Genomic DNA, 18,256 nt, shown 5'->3' with positions numbered 1-18,256 from the left:
TGACTCCCGATGCTCAGAACTGACTGCCGGCGAACTTCTTCTTCAGCCGGTTGCGGATGTAGATCGCCGACGAATTCATCAGCACGATAAGCCCCAGCAGCAGCAAGGTGGTGACGAACACCATCGGCTTGCCGGCCTCGGAGTTGCGCGACTGGAAGCCCACATCGAAGATGTGAAAGCCCAGGTGCATGAAGCTGCGTTCCAGGTGGATGAACGGTGCGAAGCCGTCGATCGGCAACTCTGGCGCGAGCTTGACCACGCCGACCAGCATCAGCGGCGCGACCTCGCCGGCACCGCGCGCCATCGCCAGGATGAGCCCCGTCATCACGCCCGGCATCGCGTGCGGCAGCACGATGGAGCGGATGGTCTGCCATTTGGACGCCCCGCAGGCCAGCGCGCCCTCTCGGATCGAACGCGGTACCGCGCTCAACGCCTCCTCCGAGGCCACGATCACGACCGGCACCGTCAGCAGAGCCAGGGTCAGCGAGGCCCACAGGATGCCGCCGGTACCAAAGGTCGGGTTGGGCAAGCGTTCGGGGTAGAAGATCGCGTCGATCGACCCACCCACGGTATAGGCGAAGAAGCCCAGGCCGAACACGCCGTAGACGATGGAGGGCACGCCGGCGAGGTTGTTGACGGCGATGCGCACCATCCCGACGAGCTTGCCCTGCTTGGCGTACTCGCGCAGATACAGGGCGGTGATCACGCCGAACGGCGCCACCACCACGACCATCAGCAGCGTCATCGTGACGGTGCCGAAAATCGCGGGCAGGATGCCGCCCTCGGTGTTGGCCTCGCGCGGCTCGGAGGTCAGAAACTCGCCCCAGCGCGAAAGATAGACGCCCAGCTTGCCGACGATGGACAAGTCATTCGCCGGATAGAAGCGCACGATCTGCGACAACGGAAGCTCCGCGGCCATGCCGCCGACCTCCTCGAGCACGATGCGGTCGCCGGCGTCGACGTTCTTGATCGCATCGGCACGTTCCTGCAGCCGCTGGTACTCGCGCTGCAGTTCGGCGTCGAGTCGCTCCACGCGTTCGAGTTCGTCGCGGTAGGCGGTGCTGTCACGCCCCTCGCTCAGTTCGATGCGACGCAGTTCCAGACGCGCCTGGTTGAGTTCGTGATTGACCTTGCCGATTTCGACGCGCTCGATGCGACGGATCTCGGAGAAGCGCTCGCGCGCACGCTGCTGCGCCTGTTCGATGCCGTCGAGTCCGAGCGACGCCGGATCGTGCTCCTGCCCGTCGAGTATCACACTCTTGATCCTGCCGACGAACGGCCCCCATTCCTGACGCTCGAAGTAGTGAAAATCGGGGGCATACTCGACCGACTCGACCTCGTAGTCGCTGACCCAGCGAAAGTCCTCGTTGTACAGGTCGTAGTTGCCGATGCGGTAGAGCGTGCGGCTGGCCAGCCCGTCGCTGGCCTCGAGTTCCTCACGCTTTTGCGCCGACAGCCCCTCCAGCAGCTCGTCGCGCGGCTTGTAGTAGCCCTGGCGCGAGGGCTCGCCGGCGACCTTGTCGCCGCTGGTGAGAGTGACGATGGCGATGGGCTTGGGCCAGAACGTGCTCATGCCGTTCCAGACGATCATCAGCAGAAATCCGCAGATCAGGATGATGCCCAGCGCCAGTGCGCCACCGAAGCCCCAAAGGGCCGGTTCGCCGACCGCCGACAGGTCGGCGGTATAGCGCCGCACGGCCTTGCCCTGCTTTTCCTTGTTCATCTGTGTGGTCTCGATATCGACTCGTGTACTCATGTTCCCTCCGGCGCTCAGAGCTGGAAGGCGCGCTTGCGAAAGCGCTGGCGGATGACTTCGGCGACCGTGTTGATGACGAAGGTCATCACGAACAGCGTCAGCGCGGCAAGGAACAGCATGCGATACAGGGTTCCTCCGACTACGGCCTCGGGCAATTCGACGGCGATGGTGGCCGACAGCGTGCGCAGGCCATTGAAGATGTTCCAGTCAAGCACCGGCGTGTTGCCCGCGGCCATCACCACGATCATGGTCTCGCCCACCGCGCGCCCCATGCCGATCATGCACGCGGCAAACACCCCCGACATCGCGGTCGGCAGTACCACCCAGACCGCCGTCTGCCAGGGCGTGGCGCCGGCGGCCAGACTGGCCGCACGCAACTGCCCCGGCACGGCGTTGAGCGCGTCCTCGGCCAGCGTATAGATGTTCGGAATGATCGCGAAGCCCATCACCATGCCGACCACCAGCGCATTGCGCTGCACATAGGTGTCGATCACGCCGCCGCGCGGATCGAAGCCTCCCGCGGCAAGCGCCGTGGCCGCCATCCAGGCGAGCAGCGCCGACGTAACCGCCATCGACAGCCAGCGCGCACCGTCGAGCACCCCCGCGCGCTGGCGGCTCACGCCGCGCAGATGCATGCGGTAGGCGGTACCGATGGTTCGGTTGAAAGCCATCGTCAGCAGCACGAAGGCCAACGGCCACAGGAACAGGCTCATGAACGGCACGGCACCGCCCACGTCCCGGTTGGTCCAGGCCTTGAAATCACCGGCGAAGAAGGCCTGCTCGAACGACGGACCCAGCAGGCGCGCGACCAGGGCAGAAATGCCGATGACGACGAACATGAAGAGGAATTTTGGAATGCCATTGAGCTTGAGCGCCACGTGCGGCGGCAGCATCTGCCATAACTGCGCGGCCACCATCAAACCCAGCGGTAGCGCGACGAAGCCCAGCACCACCGCCGCGATCCAGCTCTCGACGATGGGCGCGAGGATCAGCGCCGCGATGAAGCCCAATACCACGGTGGGCAGTGACTCCATCATCTCCATCATCGGCTTGACGGTGGCACGCACGCGGCGATGCACGAACTCCGAGGTGTAGATCGCCGCGAGCAACGCAATGGGTACAGCGAACATCAGCGAATAGACGGTGGCCTTGAGCGTGCCGAAAATCAGCGGCACGAGAGAGAACTTGGGCTCGAACAGGTCGGTTCCCGAAGACGATTGCCAGGTGTAGTTGGGCTCCTCGTAGCCCTCGTACCAGATCTCGCCGAAGATCGAACTCCAGGTCGTCTCCGGGTGTGGGACGGAAAAGCGCCAGTGATCGACGGCGCCGGACGGATCTAGCACGCTGGCGCCATCATCGCGTGGCATCAGCACGACCTGCACGCGCCCCTCGCCCGAGGGTTTGTCCTGAGCGACGCGCAGCAGCACTTGTTCACTGGTTCCGTGCCGATACCACAGGTTGCCCTGGGCATCGAGCGTGACGAAACTCTTGCGCCGCTGCGACACGTCGTAAGCGACAATGCCCGCGGGCTGCGGCTCGAGCTCGCGCGCCATCACCATGCGGTAGCCGTCCTCGGTCTGCGCGGCGTCCTCCTGTAGTCGGAAGTACATGCGCACCGAGCCGTCGCTGCCACCGACCACAATGGTCTGATCGCCGATCAGAAAGCCCAGAACGCCCAGATCGACGCCTTCCGGAGTGAGGCGCTGCGACTCCGCCAGCACCGGATTCTCGAAGTCCCTCGTATCGAAGCGGAACACCGTCCCGTCGGCGACGCCGACATACACCTGGTCGGCCTGGCCGGTGAGGAGCACCTTCTTGACCGGCGTCCCCGCCGGCAGGGAAGGCAGCGTGGTCGTGCGTGTCGTAACGGTCTCCGCCCCGGTCATCAGATTGATGCGCGAATCCGCGCGGGTCAGACGCCCGACCCCGAAGGAGTCGAAGCTAACGAAAGAGCGCGTGGGACGCTCGATCGTACCCCCCAGTGCATAACCGACCGCGGCAATCGGCACTCCCTCGGGAACAATCTGTTCCGCATCGGACAGCTCGGCGGTCAGCGAAATGCGCCGGATCTGATTTCCCGGCACGCGACGAAACACCGAGATGCCGTCGGTCATGTCCTGTTCATTGAGTTCGGTAAGCACCGCGGGGATGTCCTCGGGGCGCATGACCTTTGATTCGAAGCCCACATGGGCGAAACGCACGCTGCCGTCCGCGAAGCCGAACAACAGATCTTCGCGGTTGTTGGTCGCCCCCACCGCGGTGGCCTGCGCGCCGCCGAAATCGAGCGCGACGCCCGCGAGCGGTCTACCCGTGCCGATGTGATACGTCGTCACCCGCCCGTCCGGATCGATACGCAGCCCCATCGTCTGGTATTCGTCGGCGTTGGCCCAGACCATCTCCGGGGAGGCTTCGAGCACATAGGCGTCCTGACGCTTGATTTCCCCATCGAGGAACAGCGGGATTGCCTCGCGCGCAAGAAAGGCCAGAATGCCGAAGACCGCGATGATGACCAGCAGCCCACCCAGGGTAATCGACACGTCCGCGAAGCGATCCGCGACAAGTACCGATTTGCGCGTCGTCCGACCCGTGGGCAGGAGGCGCTTGTAGCCACCGCCGGAGACGGTCGAATCGTCGGTGTTTTCGCTCATGGAGTTTCCGTATTCCGTGAAGTGCGAAAGGCGGGCACGGACTCCCGTACCCGCCCGTCGTGAAGCGAACCGATTCTCTTACTTCAGACCGAAACGCTTCAGGTCATCGTCGGCAAGCGCCTTGATCACCGGGAAGTAACCGTCCTTGACGACCGCTTCCTGACCCTGCTTCGAGTAGATGAACTTGATGAACTCGCCACGCAGCGGCTCGAGGTCGCGGTTCGGGTTCTTGTTGACGTAGATGTAGAGGAAGCGCGAGATCGGGTAGGCACCGCTGGATGCGTGCTCGGCGTTCGGCTCGTAGCAGGTCTCGCCCGGCGCGGTGGCCAGCTTGACGAACTTCACGTCGGCCGTCTTGTAGCCCACGCCCGAGTAACCGATACCGCCGACGTCCGAGGCCACGCCCTGGACCACGGTCGAGGAACCCGGCTGCTCCTTGACGCTGTCCTTGTAGTCGCCGTTGAACAGCGCGACTTCCTTGAAGTAACCGTAGGTGCCCGAGGCCGAGTTGCGGCCGTAGATGGAGATCGGACGGCTGGCCCATTCGCCCGTCACGCCGACGTCGCCCCAGGTCGTGATGTCCTTGTCCAGGCCACCCTTGCGCGTCTTCGAGAAGATCGCGTCGACCTGCTGCAGCGTCAGGCACTCGATGGGGTTGTCCTTGTGTGCATAGACGGCCAGCGCATCGATGGCCGAGCGCACGGCGGTCGGCTTGTAGCCGTATTTCTTCTCGAAGTCGTCGATTTCCTTGGACTTCATCGGACGCGACATCGGACCGAACTGCGAGGTGCCGGCGATCAGCGCCGGGGGCGCGGTGCTCGAACCCTTGCCTTCGATCTCGATCTTGACCGCCGGGTACATGGCGTTGAAGCCTTCGGCCCACAGCGTCATGAGGTTGTTGAGCGTGTCCGAGCCGATGGACTTCAGGCTGCCGGAGACGCCACTGACCGGCTCGTAGGACGGCAAAGCGGGATCGACCTGGACCTGGGCCTGGGCGGCGAAGGACGCGGCGACGGCCGTGACTGCGGCCGCGATGAAGCGCTTCTTGAACATGTGCGGAATCTCCAGTTTCGTGTATTCAGTCTGCCCCACTTGGCGGGGCGCCCCCGCCGCTGCGGGAACGAAACGGATTATCCGGCTGCAAAATTACAGTTATGTGAAACGTAACCGATCAATTCGAGATCGCGCGACGGTCAGGCGAAGGCCTGCTCCACCGCATGGGCGATGAGCTGGGCCAGGCGCTCGACCTGGGGGCCGTCGCGACCCTCCACCATCACGCGCAGCAGCGGCTCGGTGCCGGACGGACGCAACAGGACGCGGCCCGCATCGCCCAATTCGTGCTCGGCCTGCGCGCGCGCGGCGTCGATGGCCGGGTCGGCGCGCCAGTCGAAACCGGCGGGCATGCGCACATTGACGAGCCGTTGGGGGTAGAGGACGAGCGGCGCGCAGGCGTCGCTCAGGCTGCATCCGCGCAGGCGCAGGGCCGAGAGTACCTGCAAGGCGGAGACGATGCCGTCACCGGTCGTGTGGCAATCGCGACAGATGATGTGGCCTGAACCCTCGCCACCGAGCTTCCAGCCACGCTCCTGCAAGAGTTCCAGCACGTAGCGGTCGCCCACCTTCGCGCGGTCGAAGGGCACGCCGAGGCGCTCGATCGCGTGCTCCAGCCCCAGATTGCTCATCAGCGTGCCCACCACGCCATCGAGGCGACCGGCCGCGTGGCTGGCTGCAGCGATCACGTAGAGCAGGCGATCACCGTCATACAGCTCGCCATCGGCGTCCGCCATGATCACGCGGTCGGCATCGCCGTCGAGCGCGATGCCGATGTCGGCCTGGTGGGCAAGTACCGCCTGACGCAGGTGTTCGGGCTGGGTCGCGCCGACCTCGTCGTTGATGTTGAGGCCGTCCGGCTCCACGCCGACGGCGACCACCTCGGCGCCGAGCTCATGAAACACCTTGGGCGCAATCGCGTAGGCCGCACCATGCGCACAGTCGAGCGCGATGCGCAGGCCGCGCAGGTCGAGTTCGTTGGGAAAGGTGCTCTTGCAGAATTCGATGTAGCGCCCGGCTGCGTCGTCTATGCGCTGTGCCTTGCCCAGGCGCGCGGACTCGACGCAGCCCATGGGCTGTTCCAGCGTCTCCTCGATCTCGGACTCGACGCTGTCGGGCAGCTTCATGCCGCCGGCCGAGAAGAACTTGATGCCGTTGTCGAAGAACGGATTGTGCGAGGCCGAGATCACCACCCCGGCCTGCAGGCGCAGCGCGCGGGTCAGGTAGGCTACGGCCGGCGTGGGCAGCGGCCCGGCGAGCATCACGTCCACGCCGGCGGCAGCGAAGCCGGCCTCCAGCGCGGCCTCCAGCATGTAGCCCGAGATGCGCGTGTCCTTGCCGATGAGCACCGCCGGATGCTCCCCGGTGGGCAGGTTCTCGCGGCGCACCAGCGTGCGTCCCGCTGCGTAACCGAGTCGCATCACGAAGTCCGGCGTGATCGGCTCGGCGCCGACCAGGCCACGCACCCCGTCGGTGCCGAAATACTTGCGTCCCATCGTCGTCCTGTTCGAAAGCGGCAATGGCCGCATTATGGACCGGGCGGCGCGAGCACGCCGCAACCGGATGTCAGCGCCGCACGGCCTTCCAAACTGCCAGCGCATCGCGCGTCGCAGCCACATCGTGGGTGCGCACGATGCGCGCCCCGCCTTCGACCGCCAGCAACGCTGCGGACAGACCGGCCGCCATGCGCTCATCCACGGCGCGCCCGGTGATCATTCCGAGCATGCGCTTGCGCGACACGCCCACCAGCACGCCATGCCCGCCTGCGCAGAAACGGTCAATCGCGCGCAGCAGCGCCAGGTTGTGCTCCAGCGTCTTGCCGAAGCCGAATCCCGGATCGAGCACCATGCGCTCGTTCGCGACCCCGGCCGTGCGCAGCATGGCGACACGTTCGTCGAGGAAAGCGGCGACCTCGCCCACCACGTCCTCGTAGACCGGATCCTGCTGCATCGTGCGCGGCTCGCCGCGCATGTGCATCACGCACAAGGCCGCGTCTGAGCCTGCCACCGCCTCGATCGCCCCGGGCGCACGAAAGGCGTTGATGTCGTTGATCATGCTGGCTCCGGCAGCGATGGCCGCACGCATCACGCCAGGCTTGACGGTGTCGACCGACACCGGCAACGGCCACTCGGCGAGGCGTTCGAGCAGCGGCAGGACGCGGTCGAGTTCTTCCTGCTCGGAAACCGTTGCGGAGCCCGGGCGCGAGGATTCGCCACCGATGTCGAGCAGTTCGGCGCCGTCACGCACGGCCGCTTCGGCACGCGCGAGCGAAGCACCGACGTCATGCGCGAGCCCGTCGCCCGAAAACGAGTCAGGCGTGACGTTGACGATGGCCATCAGTCGCGGCACGGAAAGGTCAATGGAGAAGCGCCCGCAGGCCAGGTCGGCCGGGGGCACGGGATCGGCATGCGCAGTCATGGTTACGGCTTGCAGCGAAACGCAGTGGTCCTGACGTTCCAAACAAAAGACCGGCCTGGCCGGTCTTTCGTGGAGCGTCGCGGATGATCAGGCGGGTGAAGCCGCCGCATCGGGTGCTCCGCCCGGCGCATCGTCACTCGGCCGCTCGGGCGGAATCGCCGACTGCTTGGGGGGACGCGGCGGTCGTCCATCCATGATGTCGTTGATCTGGTCCGCGTCGATGGTCTCCCACTCGAGCAGCGCGGCAGTCATGGCCTCGATCTTGTCGCGATTCTCCTCGATGAGACGACGCGCCAGCGCGTACTGCTCATCGATGATGCGGCGAATCTCGGTATCGACCGCACGCATCGTGTCCTCCGACACGTTGCGGTGGGTGGTGACCTGACGGCCAAGGAAGATCTCGCCTTCCTCCTCGCCATAGACCATCGGACCGAGCTTGTCAGACATGCCCCACTGCGTGACCATGCGACGCGCCAGGTCGGTCGCGCGGGCGAAGTCGTTGGAGGCACCCGTGGTCATCTGGTTCATGAAGATCTCTTCGCAGATGCGGCCGCCGAAGAGCACCGCGATCATCTGCAGAAGGCGCTCGCGATCCTCGCTGTAGCGGTCGCCTTCCGGCAATTGCATGGTCACGCCCAGCGCGCGGCCACGCGGGATGATGGTGACCTTGTGCACCGGATCGGTCTTGTCGAGCAGTTTGGCGACCACGGCGTGACCGGACTCGTGATAGGCGGTGTTCTTGCGCTCCTCCTCGGGCATGACCACCGAACGACGCTCGGCGCCCATCATGATCTTGTCCTTGGCGCGCTCGAAATCCTCCATGTCGACGAGTCGCTTGTTGCCGCGCGCGGCGAACAGCGCCGCCTCGTTTACGAGGTTGGCCAGATCGGCACCGGCAAAGCCCGGCGTACCGCGCGCGAGGATCTGCGCGTCCACGTCCGGGGCGATCGGCACCTTGCGCATGTGCACGCGCAGGATCTGCTCGCGGCCGCGCACATCGGGCAGCGGCACCACCACCTGGCGGTCGAAGCGGCCCGGACGCAGCAGCGCCGGATCGAGCACGTCAGGGCGGTTGGTGGCGGCGATCACAATCACGCCACTTTGCCCTTCGAAACCGTCCATTTCGACGAGGAGCTGGTTGAGCGTCTGCTCGCGCTCGTCGTTACCGCCACCCAGACCGGCGCCACGCTGACGGCCGACTGCGTCGATCTCGTCGATGAAGATGATGCACGGTGCGTGCTTCTTGGCCTGTTCGAACATGTCGCGCACACGCGCGGCGCCGACGCCAACGAACATCTCGACGAAGTCCGAACCGGAAATCGAGAAGAACGGTACCTTGGCCTCACCCGCGATGGCCTTGGCCAGCAGCGTCTTGCCGGTACCCGGCGAGCCGACCATCAGCACGCCCTTGGGGATGCGGCCGCCGAGCTTCTGGAACTTGGACGGATCGCGCAGGAACTCGACCAGTTCGAACACCTCCTCCTTGGCCTCGTCGCAACCGGCGACGTCGGCGAAGGTGATGGAGTTGGCCGATTCGTCGAGCATCTTGGCCTTGGACTTGCCGAACGAGAACGCGCCACCACGTCCGCCGCCCTGCATCTGGCGCATGAAGAAGATCCATACGGCGATGAGCAGCAACATCGGGAACCACGACACGAAGATGCTCATCAGGAAGGACTGATCATCATCCGGCTTGGCCGCGGTGATCGTCACGCCCGCACGCATCAGATCGGACACCATCCAGATGTCCTGCACGCCCGGGGTGTAGACCGTGACCTTGCGCCCGTCGGTGGTGGTGGCCTTGACCACGCGACCGTCGATGGTCGCCTCGGCGATGCGGCCCGAACGCGCCTCGTCCATGAACTGCGAGTACTCCAGCGTGCTCGGGGCGACCTGGCGTTCGTTGAACTGGTTGAAGACCGTCATCAGAACGATGCCGATGACCATCCAGACCGCGAGATTCTTGAACAGATTATTCAACGTCTTTTCCTTGAAAGCCTGTATCCGATGGCACAAATGCCGTCTTCAGGCGGCAGAACAATGACCCATTCTATTAGTGATCGTTCCCGCAGGTAAACAAATCGGCGCGATCGCCGGCGATAATCGTCGGGCGCCCACTCGTGGCGAAGCGCCCGTGAAATCGCGTCAATCGGCGCGGGGCTTGAACCGCCGGTGGCGAACGCTCACCATTGCCGCTTACATGCCAACACAGCCCGGAGAGCCGATGACCCCCGATCGACCCCTGGCAGGCGTGCGCGTACTCGAACTGGGCACGCTCATCGCCGGCCCCTTCTGCACCCGCATCCTCGCCGAATTCGGTGCCGAGGTCATCAAGGTCGAATCCCCCGATGGCGGTGACCCGCTGCGCAAATGGCGCAAGCTGTATGAAGGCACATCGCTGTGGTGGTACGTGCAATCGCGCAACAAGAAGTCGGTGACCGCCAACCTCAAGCACCCCGACGGCCAGGCCTTCGTACGCAGGCTCGCCGAACGTGCGGACATCGTCGTCGAGAACTTTCGACCCGGCGTGCTCGAGAAGTTCGGCCTCGACCATGAATCCCTTGCAGGCGCCAATCCCGGTCTGGTCATGGTACGCCTGTCGGGCTTCGGACAGAGCGGCCCCTACCGCGAACAGCCGGGCTTCGGCGCCGTGGGTGAATCCATGGGCGGGCTGCGCTACATCACCGGGTTCGCCGACCGCCCGCCGGTGCGCACCGGCATTTCCATCGGCGACTCCATCGCCGCACTGTGGGCCGCCATCGGCGCGCTGATGGCGCTGCGGCACCGCGAAGTCAACGGCGGGCGCGGCCAGGTCGTCGATGTGGCGCTGTATGAAGCCGTGTTCGCGATGATGGAATCCATGGTGCCCGAATTCGACGTCTTCGGTTTCGTGCGCGAGCGCACCGGCAACATCATGCCCGGCATCACGCCGTCGGCAATTCACACTACATCGGACGGCAAGCACATCCAGATCGGCGCCAACGGCGACGCCATCTTCGCCCGCTTCATGCGCGCCATCGGCCGCGACGATCTCGCCGCCGACCCGCAATTGGCCGACAACGCCGGCCGCGACGCGCGCCGCGACGAACTCTACGCAGTGATCGACGCCTGGTGCTCGGCACACGACGCCGAAACCGTCATGGCCACGCTCAACGCCGCGGGGGTACCGGCAACCACCGTGTACTCGGCCGCCGACATGTTCGCCGATCCGCAGTTTCTCGCCCGCGAGATGCTGCGCCCGGCCAGACTGCCCGACGGGCGTGATTTCAAACAGCCGGGCATCGTGCCCAAGCTCTCCGACACGCCAGGCGACATCGACTGGATCGGCCCCGAACTGGGTGCGCATACCGAAGAGGTGTTGCGCGAACTGGGCTACGACGAGGCGCGCATCCATGCGCTGCACGAAGACGGCGCGGTTTGATCCGGACCGGATGGGTAGGTCGGGGCGAGCGCAGCGAGGGCCGACGCGGCGACACTCGTCGGCGGGGGCGTCGCACTCGCCTGCGGCTCGACGCGACCTACAGGCGCGCGAGCAATGCGTCCAGCCCCGGATACTCGGCGCGCGCCAGATCGAACTTGCGCGCGTAGCGTCCCCACGAGAGCCCGCTCGACAAGGCGTCGATTAGCGCCGGCGCATCGATGACGCGACTGCCCGCGATACGCGTGACCCCGCGCGCGAACAGCGCATCGGGCACGCAGCCCGCGCCCGGGCCGATGAGCGCGAATTCGCGCGCCCGCGCACAGCGCGCCAGCACGCCCTCGAGCGTGTCGTTGAGCAACGTGGTGCTGGTGCAGATCACCGCGTCGCACTCGCCCAGCGCCTCCGCATCGAGCGTGATGCGCCAGCCGTGGCGTTCACCCGCGAGCGAAGCGTCGAGTTCGACGACGGTCAGACGCGCACCGCAGGCCAGCACCGGATCGACCAGCGGCTCGAACAGGCCCACCATGCCGACCTGTTCGCCGGCGGCCGGCGCGATGCCCGGCAGCACGCCCTGCGCGTCGGGCGGCACGAAACCGGTCCGATCGAAGAACCACACGCTCAGTGCGTTCAGCGCGGCGATGCCGAGCGTACGTGCGAGCGCATCCTCGCTCGCACAGCCGGCCACGACATCGAGGACATCGCGGCCGATGATCGAATCCGCCGCAATCGCGTCGATGCGCGAGCGCGTGTCGTCGAGCGAGACATAGGCCAGGCCGAGCCAGCCGCCATCGAGCTCGATCGCACAAAAGGCCGAGCGCTTGCCCTCGGCATCCTGTCGCGGCCGGTGCAGCGCGCGCACGCGCGGCGGAGCGGCCGCGCTGGCGATGCGCCGCGCACTCGCGAGCAGATCCAGGGCAATACTCACGCTGCGTCAGCCGCTTGCGCGAGCGCCGCTCCCAAGGCCGCCGCAGACTGTGCGCCGGAGACCGCGAGGCTGCGGTTGAAGATGAAGAAAGGCACGCCCTCGACCCCCTGCCGTCCGAGTTGAGCGGCGATGCGCCGCACTGCCGACGCATCCTCATCGCTCTCCAGATAGTCGATGACGCGCTCGCGCCGCTGGCCGCAGCTGGCGGCCAGGTCGGCGAGAGTGTGCACGTCGCCGATGTCACGGCCCTCGACGAAATAAGCCTCGAACACCGCGGCGACCAGTGTCTGCACGCGTTCATTGGTCTCTCCGCGCGACTGCGCGCGATAGATCAGGCGGTGCGCACGCAAGGTATTCGGGCGAACGCGGATGGTCTCGAACGCGAAATGCAGGCCATCGGACGCGGCCGCCTCGCGCACCCGCGCGAACAAGGCATCGACGGCTTGCGCGCTGCCGAATTTCTTCTCGAGAAAGGGGCGATAGGCTTCGCCCGCGAGCGGCGTGTCCGGGTTCAGAAAGTACGGCAGCCAGTTGATGCGCACCTGCACATCGGGGCGATCGGCGAGAAAATGCGCGACAGCCTGTTCCAGCCGCGCCCGGCCCAGCCGGCACCACGGACAGACGAAATCGGAAACGACGTCGATGTCGAGCGTCATCGGGGCTCCTTCGATGTTTGGCGCCGCCTCAGCGGACGCCGAGAAAACCGGTGCCGAGCAGATAGACCTCGGGACTGCGGTCGCGCGAGGCCTTGGGCTTGCGCGAATGCAGCGCCTTGAAGCGTGTCTGCACGGCCTGTCGAAACTCCATGAATCCGGGCCCCTGGAACACCTTGACGAGAAAGGCGCCCCCCGGCTTGAGGTGATGCTCGCAGAAATCCAGCGCGAGCTCGGCCAGATGGATGGAGCGTGCCTGGTCCGCCAGTTCGATGCCGGACATGTTCGGCGCCATGTCCGAGAGCACGACGTCCACCACCGCTCCGTCGAGCCGCCGCTCCAGCTCGGCGAGCACCTCGTCCTCGAGGAAGTCGCCCTGAATGAACTCGACGCCGGCCACCGGCTCCATCTCGAGCAGGTCGAGCGCGAGCACCCGCCCCTTGCTGCCGACACGCTTGGCCACCGCCTGACTCCACGAACCGGGGGCGGCGCCCAGATCGACGACGAGCGCAGCGGGCTTGAGCAAATGGTCGCGCTCATCGATCTCGAGCAACTTGTAGGCCGCACGCGAACGATAGCCCTCGGCCTTGGCACGCTGCACCCAGGCGTCGTTGACATGTTCCATCATCCAGGCCTTGCTGGTTCTGGTGCGCTTCATCGGAGTAGAATTCCGCCCTTCACTGATTGAGACCCATGATGATCGCACTCACCCCGGCACAGCGCCGCGAATTCCGTGCCGCGGCACACCACCTGAAGCCTGTCGTCACCGTCGCCGACAACGGACTGAGCGAGGCCGTGCTGGCCGAGATCGACCGCTCGCTGCAGGCCCATGAACTGATCAAGGTCAAGACCCAGGGCGTCGAGCGCGAGCAGCGCACGGCCCTGATGCAGCAGATCTGCGACGCGCTCGAGGCCGCGCCGGTGCAGTCCATCGGCAACATCCTCGTCGTCTGGCGAGTCCGCCGCGACGAAGACACGCCAGCCAGCAGCAGCGGCGAGACCAAGGCGCGCGGCAGCAAGCGCGCGTCGGTGGCCAAGTCGGCCCGCGCCTTCGCCGCCAACGCGCGCCGCACCGCATTGATGCAGGCCGCCGCCGAGAAGAAGCGCGCGGCCACGCGCCGCACGCCACGCAAGGGCTGACAGCCGCTCAGTCCGTCAATCGGCGCACGCGCAGCACCAGCACCACGGCGAGCACGCTGGTGAGTGCGTACAGCGCGCTCGAAACGCCGTGCCACAGGGCGAAGCGCTCGCGCAGGGCGGCGTCGTCCGCGATGCCGCTGCGCATGTCCGCGATCATGGGCTGGATGCCCAGTGCGCCGATGGCGACGATGGCCAGCATCGCGATCACCAGCCACACCACGCTCGAGCGCAAGGCCGCCCGTCCGTGGCGCGCCAGCGCGAAGATCAGCGCGTAACCTCCGGCCACTACGGCGATCCAGTGCACACCGGTAAACAGGTGTCCGGCCACGGCACCGGCGAGCGAGCGCTCGGGCAGCAACTCGAAGAGCGCCGGCGCGACGACGAAGCCCACCGTCCACAGCGCACCGGCCCACAGCGTCACGAGGATCAGCAGCAGATTTGCCGCCTGACGCGCGAGGATGCCACGCGCGGTGCCGCCGGCACCCTCAGACGTAGCGGACATCGACGATTTCGTAGGAACGGACACCGCCCGGCGCCTGCACGTCGGCGATGTCGCCGGCGTACTTGCCGATCAACGCGCGCGCGATCGGCGAGCTCACCGAGATCTTGCCGTTCTTCACGTCGGCCTCGTCGTCGCCGACGATCTGGTAGGTCACTTCGTCACCGCTGTCGATCTCCTCGAGTTCGACGGTCGCGCCGAACACGCAGCGGCCATCCGCATCGAGCGTGGCCGGATCGATGATCTGCGCATTGGCGAGCTTGGCCTCGAGCTCCTTGATGCGGCCCTCGACGAAGCCCTGACGCTCCTTGGCGGCGTCATACTCGGCGTTCTCGGACAGATCGCCGTGCGAGCGTGCCTCCGCGATCGCGGCGATCACGTTGGGCCGTTCCACGGTCTTCATGCGATGCAGTTCGTCGCGCAGCAACTCGGCGCCGCGCACGGTCAATGGGGTCTTGTTCATGACGTGGGATTCAGTTCAGCATGCAGCGACTGCAGGCTATAGACTTCGAGTCCGCCAATGTCGCGCATGCCCATCGAGGCGGCACGCGCGCCTTCGATGGTGGTAAATACGGTGACCTTGGCCGCCAGCGCACTGGTGCGAATCGAGCGCGAATCGACGATGGCCTGGCGACGTTCCTCGACGGTGTTGATGACGAGGCAGATCTCGTTGTTCTTGATCAGGTCGACGATGTGGGGCCGACCCTCGGTGACCTTGTTGATGGTCCTGACCTGCAGGCCGGCCTCGGCCAGCGCGCCGGCCGTGCCGCGCGTGGCGATCAGCGAGAAGCCCAGATCGAACAGCGTTCGCGCCACCTCGATGGCCGCAGGCCGGTCGGTCGGCTTGACGCTGATGAACACCGTGCCCTGCTCGGGCAGGCGCACGCTGGCTGCGATCTGCGACTTGACGAAGGCTTCGGCGAAGCTGCGCCCCACGCCCATGACCTCGCCGGTCGACTTCATCTCGGGGCCGAGGATGGTATCCACGCCCGGGAACTTGACGAACGGGAAGACCGCTTCCTTGACCGAGTAGTACTCGGGCACGACCTCGCCGGTCACGCCCTGGCTGGCAAGACTCTGCCCCGCCATGCAGCGCGCGGCGATCTTGGCCAGCGGCAGGCCGCAGGCCTTGGAAACGAAGGGCACGGTACGCGAGGCACGCGGATTGACCTCGAGCACGTACACGGTGGCGTCGTCACCCTCGCCCTGGATCGCGAACTGCACGTTCATCAGGCCGCATACGTCGAGCGCCTTGGCCATCGCTTCGGTCTGCCGGCGCAGTTCGTCCTGCATCGCAGCGGTCAGCGTGTACGGCGGCAGCGAGCATGCCGAGTCGCCCGAGTGCACACCGGCCTGCTCGATATGCTCCATGATGCCGCCGATGATGACCTGCTTGCCGTCGGACAGTGCATCGACGTCGACTTCGGTGGCGTCGTTGAGGAAGCGGTCGAGCAGCACCGGCGACTCGTTCGAGACCTTCACCGCCTCGCGCATGTAGCGCTCCAGGTCGCGCTGCTCGTGCACGATCTCCATCGCTCGCCCGCCGAGCACGTAACTGGGGCGCACCACCAGCGGATAGCCGATGTCGGCGGCCAGACGCACGGCATCTTCCGGCGTGCGCGCCGTACGGTTGGGCGGCTGCTTCAGACCCAGGTCGTTGAGCAGCTTCTGGAAGCGCTCGCGATCCTCGGCCGCATCGATCATGTCCGGGCTGGTGCCGATGATGGGCACGCCGTTGGCTTCGAGCGCGCGAGCCCGCTTGAGCGGCGTCTGCCCGCCGAATTGCACGATGACGCCGACCGGCTTCTCGACCGCGACGATCTCGAGCAGATCCTCGAGCGTGATCGGCTCGAAGTACAGGCGATCGGAGGTGTCATAGTCGGTCGACACGGTCTCCGGGTTGCAGTTGACCATGATGGTCTCGTAGCCGTCCTCGCGCAGCGCCAGCGCCGCGTGAACGCAGCAGTAGTCGAACTCGATGCCCTGGCCGATGCGGTTCGGGCCGCCACCGAGCACCATGATCTTCTTCTTGTCGGTGGGGCGCGCCTCGCACTCTTCCTCGTAGCTCGAATACATGTAGGCGGTGGCCGTGGCGAACTCGGCCGCGCAGGTATCGACGCGTTTGTACACCGGGCGCACGCCCAGCGCGTGACGATGCAGGCGCACTGCCGTCTCGTTCGTACCCAGCAGCTTGGCGATGCGACGGTCCGAGAAGCCCTTGCGCTTGATCGCACGCAGCTCGTCGGCGGCGATGGCCTTGAGCGAGCGTCCGGCAATGGTCTTTTCGGTGGCGACGATGTCCTCGATCTGGGCGAGAAACCACGGGTCGATCTTGGTCAGGTTGAACACCTGCTCGAGCGTGTAGCCCTCGCGGAAGGCCTGGCCGACGTACCAGATGCGCTCGGCACCGGGGCTGACCAGTTCCTGTTCGAGTTCTTCGCGGTCGGTCTCGACCTCGTCCAGACCGTAGGCGCCCACTTCCAGGCCGCGCAAGGCCTTCTGGAAGGATTCCTGGAAGGTCCGGCCCATCGCCATGACCTCGCCCACCGACTTCATCTGCGTGGTCAGGCGGTCATTGGCGAGCGGAAACTTCTCGAAGGCGAAACGCGGAATCTTGGTGACGACGTAGTCGATCGACGGCTCGAACGAAGCCGGCGTGGCACCGCCGGTGATGTCGTTCTGCAGCTCGTCCAGCGTAAAGCCCACCGCAAGCTTGGCCGCGATCTTGGCGATTGGAAAGCCGGTGGCCTTGGAGGCGAGCGCCGAGGAGCGCGAAACACGCGGGTTCATCTCGATGACGATCATGCGGCCGTCGTCGGGATTGATCGCGAACTGCACGTTCGACCCCCCCGTGTCGACGCCAATCTCGCGCAACACCGCGATCGAGGCGTTGCGCATGATCTGGTATTCCTTGTCGGTGAGCGTCTGCGCCGGTGCCACGGTGATGGAGTCACCCGTGTGCACCCCCATCGGATCGAGGTTCTCGATGGCGCACACGATGATGCAGTTGTCGGCGCGGTCGCGCACGACCTCCATCTCGAACTCCTTCCAGCCGAGCATCGATTCCTCGATCAGCAGCTCGTTGGTCGGACTGGCCTCGAGGCCGCGCTTGCAGATCTCCTCGAACTCTTCCATGTTGAAGGCCACGCCGCCACCGGTGCCGCCCAGCGTGAAGCTCGGGCGAATGATTACCGGAAAGCCGATGCCCCCTTGCACCTGCAACGCCTCCTCGAAGCTGTGGGCGATGCCCGAGCGTGCCGAGCCCAGACCGATGCGCGTCATCGCGTCCTTGAACTTGAGACGGTCCTCGGCCATGTCGATGGCCTCGCGCGAGGCGCCGATCAGTTCGCAGCCGTACTTGTCGAGCACGCCGTGCTTGGCCAGATCAAGGGCGCAGTTGAGCGCCGTCTGACCGCCCATGGTCGGCAGCACCGCATCGGGGCGTTCCTTGGCGATGATGCGCTCGACCACCTGCCAGGTAATCGGCTCGATGTAGGTCACGTCGGCCGTGCCCGGGTCGGTCATGATCGTCGCCGGATTCGAATTGACGAGGATGACCTTGTAGCCTTCCTCGCGCAGTGCCTTGCAGGCCTGCGCACCCGAGTAATCGAACTCGCATGCCTGGCCGATGACGATGGGGCCGGCACCGATGATGAGGATGGACTGGATGTCTGTGCGTTTGGGCATTGTTCTTCAGCGGCTGGGGACTGGGGACTGGGTCCAGGGAAAAAAGGTCGCGACGGGGC

The 18,256-nt window shown here is 65.9% G+C and carries 14 protein-coding genes; 2 read left to right on the top strand and 12 right to left on the bottom strand.

Annotation, left to right across the window (positions count from 1 at the left end; translation table 11 throughout):
* Positions 1–13: 13 nt before the first annotated feature.
* The 6 genes from pstA to ftsH all read right to left on the bottom strand — a co-directional run bounded on the left by pstA (position 14) and on the right by ftsH (position 9,852).
* Positions 14–1,756 (bottom strand): phosphate ABC transporter permease PstA, encoded by a 1,743-nt coding sequence (gene pstA / locus C0099_RS07395; RefSeq protein WP_102246839.1) that lies wholly within the window; start codon positions 1,754–1,756, stop codon positions 14–16.
* 14 nt (positions 1,757–1,770) lie between these two features.
* Positions 1,771–4,404, bottom strand: a complete 2,634-nt coding sequence (locus tag C0099_RS07390) for an ABC transporter permease subunit (RefSeq protein ID WP_102246838.1) — start codon at positions 4,402–4,404, stop codon at positions 1,771–1,773.
* A 78-nt stretch (positions 4,405–4,482) separates the two neighbouring features.
* Complete coding sequence (locus C0099_RS07385; RefSeq protein ID WP_102246837.1) at positions 4,483–5,457, bottom strand: PstS family phosphate ABC transporter substrate-binding protein; 975 nt, start codon at positions 5,455–5,457, stop codon at positions 4,483–4,485.
* A gap of 140 nt (positions 5,458–5,597) precedes the next feature.
* Positions 5,598–6,950 carry a phosphoglucosamine mutase gene (gene glmM / locus C0099_RS07380; RefSeq protein WP_102246836.1) on the bottom strand — a complete coding sequence of 451 codons (1,353 nt, stop codon included), beginning with the start codon at positions 6,948–6,950 and terminating at the stop codon, positions 5,598–5,600.
* Positions 6,951–7,020: 70 nt separating this feature from the next.
* Positions 7,021–7,872, bottom strand: a complete 852-nt coding sequence (gene folP / locus C0099_RS07375) for a dihydropteroate synthase (RefSeq protein ID WP_228151673.1) — start codon at positions 7,870–7,872, stop codon at positions 7,021–7,023.
* An 87-nt stretch (positions 7,873–7,959) separates the two neighbouring features.
* Positions 7,960–9,852, bottom strand: coding sequence for an ATP-dependent zinc metalloprotease FtsH (gene ftsH, locus C0099_RS07370; protein WP_102246835.1), 1,893 nt, complete (start codon positions 9,850–9,852; stop codon positions 7,960–7,962).
* 244 nt (positions 9,853–10,096) lie between these two features.
* Here ftsH and C0099_RS07365 point away from each other — a divergent pair, with 244 nt between their 5' ends.
* Positions 10,097–11,293 carry a CaiB/BaiF CoA transferase family protein gene (locus tag C0099_RS07365; RefSeq protein ID WP_102246834.1) on the top strand — a complete coding sequence of 399 codons (1,197 nt, stop codon included), beginning with the start codon at positions 10,097–10,099 and terminating at the stop codon, positions 11,291–11,293.
* A gap of 97 nt (positions 11,294–11,390) precedes the next feature.
* Here the strand turns inward: C0099_RS07365 and C0099_RS07360 are convergent, their stop codons facing one another.
* The 3 genes from C0099_RS07360 to C0099_RS07350 are packed head-to-tail and all read right to left on the bottom strand — an operon-like array spanning position 11,391 to position 13,529.
* Positions 11,391–12,218: a Rossmann-like domain-containing protein gene (locus C0099_RS07360; protein ID WP_102246833.1), complete on the bottom strand. Its 828-nt coding sequence runs from the start codon at positions 12,216–12,218 to the stop codon at positions 11,391–11,393.
* Entirely contained in the window at positions 12,215–12,874 is a 660-nt protein-coding gene (locus C0099_RS07355) for a DsbA family oxidoreductase (protein ID WP_102246832.1), read from the bottom strand. The genes C0099_RS07360 and C0099_RS07355 overlap by 4 nt, the downstream gene beginning before the upstream one ends.
* 28 nt (positions 12,875–12,902) lie before the next feature.
* On the bottom strand, positions 12,903–13,529 hold the full coding sequence (locus C0099_RS07350; protein WP_102246831.1) for an RlmE family RNA methyltransferase: 627 nt from the start codon (positions 13,527–13,529) through the stop codon (positions 12,903–12,905).
* 38 nt (positions 13,530–13,567) lie between these two features.
* On the opposite strand from C0099_RS07350, the gene yhbY reads away from it, so the two are divergent.
* On the top strand, positions 13,568–14,011 hold the full coding sequence (gene yhbY, locus C0099_RS07345) for a ribosome assembly RNA-binding protein YhbY (protein WP_102248423.1): 444 nt from the start codon (positions 13,568–13,570) through the stop codon (positions 14,009–14,011).
* Positions 14,012–14,018: 7 nt separating this feature from the next.
* On the opposite strand, the gene C0099_RS07340 is transcribed toward yhbY, so the two are convergent.
* From C0099_RS07340 to carB, 3 genes are read right to left on the bottom strand one after another with little or no spacing between them, the layout of a single operon-like run.
* Complete coding sequence (locus tag C0099_RS07340; protein WP_102246830.1) at positions 14,019–14,513, bottom strand: DUF4149 domain-containing protein; 495 nt, start codon at positions 14,511–14,513, stop codon at positions 14,019–14,021.
* Positions 14,497–14,973 carry a transcription elongation factor GreA gene (gene greA, locus C0099_RS07335; RefSeq protein WP_102246829.1) on the bottom strand — a complete coding sequence of 159 codons (477 nt, stop codon included), beginning with the start codon at positions 14,971–14,973 and terminating at the stop codon, positions 14,497–14,499. The genes C0099_RS07340 and greA overlap by 17 nt, the downstream gene beginning before the upstream one ends.
* Positions 14,970–18,197 carry a carbamoyl-phosphate synthase large subunit gene (carB, locus tag C0099_RS07330; RefSeq protein ID WP_102246828.1) on the bottom strand — a complete coding sequence of 1,076 codons (3,228 nt, stop codon included), beginning with the start codon at positions 18,195–18,197 and terminating at the stop codon, positions 14,970–14,972. The genes greA and carB overlap by 4 nt, the downstream gene beginning before the upstream one ends.
* Between the last annotated feature and the right edge of the window lie 59 nt (positions 18,198–18,256).

Origin of the sequence: Pseudazoarcus pumilus, from assembly GCF_002872475.1 — a bacterium.
GTDB lineage: Bacteria > Pseudomonadota > Gammaproteobacteria > Burkholderiales > Rhodocyclaceae > Pseudazoarcus > Pseudazoarcus pumilus.
The sequence above is the reverse complement of the archived record's forward strand: the minus strand, read 5'-3'. Positions and strand labels throughout refer to the sequence as shown.

Coding starts and splice junctions, on each gene's coding strand:
- pstA (WP_102246839.1), bottom strand. CDS start 1,756: ATGAGTACACGAGTCGATATCGAGACCACACAGATGAACAAGGAAAAG.
- C0099_RS07390 (WP_102246838.1), bottom strand. CDS start 4,404: ATGAGCGAAAACACCGACGATTCGACCGTCTCCGGCGGTGGCTACAAG.
- C0099_RS07385 (WP_102246837.1), bottom strand. CDS start 5,457: ATGTTCAAGAAGCGCTTCATCGCGGCCGCAGTCACGGCCGTCGCCGCG.
- glmM (WP_102246836.1), bottom strand. CDS start 6,950: ATGGGACGCAAGTATTTCGGCACCGACGGGGTGCGTGGCCTGGTCGGC.
- folP (WP_228151673.1), bottom strand. CDS start 7,872: ATGACTGCGCATGCCGATCCCGTGCCCCCGGCCGACCTGGCCTGCGGG.
- C0099_RS07365 (WP_102246834.1), top strand. CDS start 10,097: ATGACCCCCGATCGACCCCTGGCAGGCGTGCGCGTACTCGAACTGGGC.
- C0099_RS07355 (WP_102246832.1), bottom strand. CDS start 12,874: ATGACGCTCGACATCGACGTCGTTTCCGATTTCGTCTGTCCGTGGTGC.
- C0099_RS07350 (WP_102246831.1), bottom strand. CDS start 13,529: ATGAAGCGCACCAGAACCAGCAAGGCCTGGATGATGGAACATGTCAAC.
- yhbY (WP_102248423.1), top strand. CDS start 13,568: ATGATCGCACTCACCCCGGCACAGCGCCGCGAATTCCGTGCCGCGGCA.
- C0099_RS07340 (WP_102246830.1), bottom strand. CDS start 14,513: ATGTCCGCTACGTCTGAGGGTGCCGGCGGCACCGCGCGTGGCATCCTC.
- greA (WP_102246829.1), bottom strand. CDS start 14,973: ATGAACAAGACCCCATTGACCGTGCGCGGCGCCGAGTTGCTGCGCGAC.
- carB (WP_102246828.1), bottom strand. CDS start 18,197: ATGCCCAAACGCACAGACATCCAGTCCATCCTCATCATCGGTGCCGGC.